Genomic DNA, 4,620 nt, shown 5'->3' on the forward strand with positions numbered 1-4,620 from the left:
GGGCGAATCGCCGGGCGCGTGCGCCTGCAAGCGCACGCTGCCTTCCAGGACTTCGCTATGGACGCCTTGCGCGCTGCTCTGCACGCGGAATCGCGTGCCGCGCACACCCGTTACGGCGACCGGCGTGCGGATCTCGAAACGGCCTACGCCCTGGCCCGCTGGCGCAACGCTGGATTCCACGCTGCCGCGCCGCACATTGATCACCGAATCCGTCAGCGCTGTGCCTTCGAACTGGCGCAGGCGTGTGAGGTCCACCGCGCCATTGGACGGCAGCGTGAGCCGTGACCCGTCGGCAAGCTGCAGCGTGACGAAGCCGTTGGGGGCGGTTTCCAGCGTGCTGCCTTCGGACACCGGCGTTCCGGGCTGCACGGCCTTGCCATTCAGGCTGGCCTGGCCGCTGACGTGCACGACCTGCGCCTGCGCGTCGCGCACCGGAATCATCGCCAGCGGGATGTGCAGTTCCAACCCGATGGGCAGCAGTTCCGGGGTGACGACCTTGTTGAGCGTTTGCAACCGGTTCCAGTTGGCCTGGTTGCGCGTGTACTGCGTGGCCAGTTCGATCAGTGTCTCGCCTTGGCGCACGCGATGGATGAAGTCGTCGCCCAATGCGCCGGCGGGCTGGCTGTGCACGGGGGCGGCCAGCGTCATGCAGGAAGCCAGGGCAAGCAAAGAAAGCGCGCGGAAGCGGCTCATGGCAAACGATTCTCCAGGGATTCGGGCGACGCCGTTACGGCGAGAGGTTCTGGCCGTCGTCGGACGGGCTGACCAGTTCGAGCCGGTAGCCAAGCGCATAAGAGGAGGTCAGGCGCACGCCGTGCTGCGGACGGAGCTGCAGCTTCTGCCGGATGTTCGACAGGTGCGTGTCCAACGTGCGCGAGGTGGCGGGGATTTCGCGGTTCCAGACGCACTCGGCGAGCACGTCGCGCGACATGAGCCGGCCGACATTGCGAAAGAACAGCAGCGCCAGCTCGAATTCCTTCGGGGCCAGCGAAATCGCGACGTCGTCCAGTGAAATGGCGCGCGCCGCGGGATCGACGCGATACCGCGCGACTTCAATGGTCTGGTCGACGGGCTCGGCGATCTGGCTTCGGCGCAGCAGCGCCGCGACCCGTGCCAGAAGCTCCAGGGGACGCATCGGCTTGACGATGTAGTCGTCCGCGCCTGCACGCAGGCCTTCGACCAGATCATCCTCGGCCGACCGGTTGGTCAGGAATATCACAGGAATGCGGGCGCCGATGTGGGTGCGCAGCCAGCGGACGACGTCGTCGCCGTCGATGTCGGGCAGGTGCCAGTCCAGCAGCACCAGGTCATACGCTTCAGTGCGAAGGGCGGCGAGCAGATCCCGGCTCTGGTGATAGCTGGTGCAAGCATACCCGGCGGCGGTCAAAACTTGCTGGATGCGCCGCGCCTGGTCCAGGTCGTCTTCCAGCGACGCGATTTTCATTAGACGAGTTCTCGCGAAAGTTGGCTGCGCAGGCGCGCGTGTGGCGACCTAGCAAAACGATGGGGGATTTATGTAAACGAATGATAACTCGGGAAAACCCTTCGGCGGCTACGTTATGGCAAGAACTGTCAAACATTGCAAAGTTGACGAATCTTGACTGGAGTTGTTGCGTACGCGGACGCCAAACTGTTCCAACGATGTCACCAGCCGCGACACAGCAGGCGGTGCAAGGGGAGGGAATGCAGACCGGAACAGATATGAATCAATTGCGCATACTTGTGATGTCACCGGACGAAACCGTACGCGGTTCGTCCGTGTCCACGCTGTTGCAGGCGGGCATCTCGGCCCGCGGGNNGCTCGACCTCGTTGGAATTATTCGGCCTGCTCAGCAGCGGCCACCACGACGCCGTGGTTCTGGACATCGGCGCGTCGGGCGAAATCGGCTACGCCCTCATTGCGCGGCTGCACGGCTCCGCGCCGCTGGGCATCGTGGTTGTGGGCAAGGGCATGCCCGTGGACAGCCGCCTGCGCTGCCTGCAGAGCGGCGCCGATGCCTGCCTGCCCGATCCCCAGGATCCTCGCGAACTCGTCTGCATCTTGCTGGCGCTGGCGCGCCGCCNNACCGCAGGACGCGGGCAGCGGCCGCTGGGAGCTCCACGACCAAGGCTGGACGCTGGCTGCTCCGACGGGCGTCACGCTGTCGCTGTCCGCCAACGAGCGCCTTATCGTTCGCGCCCTGCTGAACGTGGCGGGAAAAGCGGTGGATCGCGAAGCCCTCGGGAACGAATTGCAGGTGGAAGGGGGCGCTGCGCGTGCCAGCAGCGCGCGCAGCATCGATGTCATTGTCAGCCGACTGCGGCGCAAGGCCGAACAGGCGGGCGTGGTGTTGCCCATCCGCACGGTATACGGCAGCGGCTATCTTTTTACAGACCGCTAAACGCGCACGCTGTACACTTCGCGGACCAACGCCAGAGGGCAGGGATCGCCCGCATATGGCGTCCCGCAGAGCGACCATTACGGTCCAAGATCTGCCCGCTACGTGACCCCATTTTTCGCCAGCGGCGGTCAAATGCCCCGCTTTTCGCGCCAACTCGCCGCTGCGGGGCACTTACAAAAAACTTTGACAGTAGCCCTTGATCTCAGTTATGCTAAAGGGCTTACTGCTTTATTTCGCGCGCAAAATCCGCACGCTCAGGCAGACAGTTCAGGATCAAGGCCCAAAGGCGCGTCACGAACCTTTGACTTTGGCCCAGCTAGCACCAACTGTTTTTCTGGCTGCACCCGATTTTGTGCGTTTGTCATGGTTTGTTGGCAAGCCCGCTCTTTTACGTATTTGAACGTTTGAGGCGGTTTTGCGCGAACTGCCTTCTCCGAAAGCTCACCCGCTCCAGGAGACGAGTACGTAAGTACTTACCAGTGGTACGTAAAAGGGATTTCAAAGGTCATGCCTACCATTAGCCAACTCGTGCGCAAGCCGCGCGAAGTCAGCATCATCAAAAGCAAGAGCCCCGCGCTCGAAAACTGCCCGCAACGCCGCGGCGTGTGCACTCGCGTGTACACCACCACCCCCAAGAAGCCGAACTCCGCTCTGCGTAAGGTTGCCAAAGTGCGTCTGACCAACGGTTACGAAGTCATTTCGTACATCGGCGGTGAAGGCCACAACCTGCAAGAGCACTCGGTGGTTCTGGTGCGTGGCGGCCGTGTGAAGGACTTGCCCGGTGTGCGTTATCACATCGTGCGCGGTTCCCTTGACCTGCAAGGCGTCAAGGACCGTAAGCAAGCCCGCTCGAAGTACGGCGCCAAGCGCCCGAAGAAGGCTTAATAGCAAGTCGGCAGTACCCCCACGTGACGGAAGTCCGTCACCCGGGAAGTGCGACCGCGCCGTCCAGATGATGGGAAGGTGCGCGGCACGTAAGGGGTCGTCCCAATGGACGGCCATGGCCGTGTAATGAAACACGGTTCAACTGAACAGACACAAGGAAGCAACAATGCCCCGTCGTCGCGAAGTACCCAAGCGCGAGATTCTGCCCGATCCCAAGTTCGGCAGCGTCGAGCTCGCCAAGTTCATGAACGTCGTCATGCTGGACGGCAAGAAGGCCGTCGCCGAGCGCATCGTTTACGGCGCCCTCGAGCAAGTCGCCACCAAGACCGGCAAAGAGCCGATCGAGGTTTTCAGCCTGGCGATCAACAACATCAAGCCGATCGTCGAAGTCAAGAGCCGCCGCGTTGGCGGTGCCAACTACCAAGTGCCGGTTGAAGTGCGCCCCGTGCGCCGCCTGGCCCTGGCTATGCGTTGGCTCCGTGAAGCCGCCAAGAAGCGTGGCGAGAAGTCGATGGATCTGCGTCTTGCTGGCGAACTGATCGACGCCTCCGAAGGTCGTGGCGCCGCGATGAAGAAGCGCGAAGACACGCACAAGATGGCAGAGGCCAACAAGGCCTTCAGCCATTTCCGCTGGTAATTTAAGGACTAATCCACCATGGCCCGCAAAACCCCGATCGAGCGCTATCGCAACATTGGTATCTCTGCGCACATCGATGCAGGGAAGACCACCACGACCGAACGTATCCTGTTCTACACCGGCGTCAATCACAAGATTGGCGAAGTGCATGATGGCGCAGCCACCATGGACTGGATGGAGCAAGAGCAAGAGCGTGGCATCACCATTACGTCGGCTGCTACGACGGCGTTTTGGCGTGGCATGGCCGGCAACTACCCCGAGCACCGCATCAACATCATCGACACCCCGGGACACGTGGACTTCACCATCGAGGTGGAACGTTCCATGCGCGTCCTGGACGGTGCTTGCATGGTCTACTGCGCGGTGGGCGGTGTTCAGCCCCAGTCCGAAACCGTGTGGCGCCAAGCCAACAAGTACGGCGTGCCGNNCAACAAGATGGACCGCACCGGCGCCAACTTCTTCAAGGTCTATGACCAGCTGAAGAACCGCCTGCGCGCCAATCCCGTGCCGATCGTCATTCCCATCGGCGCCGAAGACACGTTCCAAGGCGTGGTCGACCTGGTCAAGATGAAGGCGATCATTTGGGACGAAGCCAGCCAAGGCACCAAGTTCGACTACAAGGACGTTCCGGCCGAGCTGGAAGGTCTGGCGAACGAATGGCGTGAAAAGCTGGTTGAAGCCGCCGCTGAGTCGTCGGAAGAGCTGATGAACAAGTAC

The 4,620-nt window shown here is 62.1% G+C and carries 6 protein-coding genes; 4 read left to right on the top strand and 2 right to left on the bottom strand.

Going from position 1 to position 4,620, the window contains the following annotated elements:
* Both B3446_RS00445 and B3446_RS00450 read right to left on the bottom strand, forming a co-directional pair.
* The coding region (locus B3446_RS00445; RefSeq protein WP_291376128.1) for a FecR domain-containing protein at window positions 1-693 on the bottom strand (693 nt) is incomplete at its 3' end.
* A 34-nt stretch (window positions 694-727) separates the two neighbouring features.
* A complete protein-coding gene (locus B3446_RS00450) occupies window positions 728-1,444 on the bottom strand; it encodes a response regulator transcription factor (protein WP_191577521.1) in 717 nt (238 codons plus the stop codon).
* 550 nt (window positions 1,445-1,994) lie between these two features.
* Here B3446_RS00450 and B3446_RS28525 point away from each other — a divergent pair.
* From B3446_RS28525 to B3446_RS00470, 4 genes are all read left to right on the top strand, one after another.
* A complete protein-coding gene (locus tag B3446_RS28525; protein ID WP_291376131.1) occupies window positions 1,995-2,381 on the top strand; it encodes a helix-turn-helix domain-containing protein in 387 nt (128 codons plus the stop codon).
* 507 nt (window positions 2,382-2,888) lie between these two features.
* On the top strand, window positions 2,889-3,266 hold the full coding sequence (rpsL, locus tag B3446_RS00460; protein WP_005017264.1) for a 30S ribosomal protein S12: 378 nt from the start codon (window positions 2,889-2,891) through the stop codon (window positions 3,264-3,266).
* 166 nt (window positions 3,267-3,432) lie between these two features.
* Window positions 3,433-3,903 (top strand): 30S ribosomal protein S7, encoded by a 471-nt coding sequence (rpsG, locus tag B3446_RS00465; protein ID WP_006389600.1) that lies wholly within the window; start codon window positions 3,433-3,435, stop codon window positions 3,901-3,903.
* 18 nt (window positions 3,904-3,921) lie between these two features.
* The coding region (locus B3446_RS00470; protein ID WP_291376552.1) for a GTP-binding protein at window positions 3,922-4,620 on the top strand (699 nt) is incomplete at its 3' end.

Origin of the sequence: Achromobacter sp. UBA5777 (genome assembly GCF_002418565.1) — a bacterium.
In the GTDB taxonomy this organism is placed as follows: Bacteria; Pseudomonadota; Gammaproteobacteria; order Burkholderiales; family Burkholderiaceae_B; genus Achromobacter; species Achromobacter animicus.

Excerpts from the sequence above, each read along its gene's own strand:
- rpsG (WP_006389600.1), top strand. The coding sequence starts at position 3,433 with ATGCCCCGTCGTCGCGAAGTACCCAAGCGCGAGATTCTGCCCGATCCC.
- rpsL (WP_005017264.1), top strand. The coding sequence starts at position 2,889 with ATGCCTACCATTAGCCAACTCGTGCGCAAGCCGCGCGAAGTCAGCATC.
- B3446_RS00450 (WP_191577521.1), bottom strand. The coding sequence starts at position 1,444 with ATGAAAATCGCGTCGCTGGAAGACGACCTGGACCAGGCGCGGCGCATC.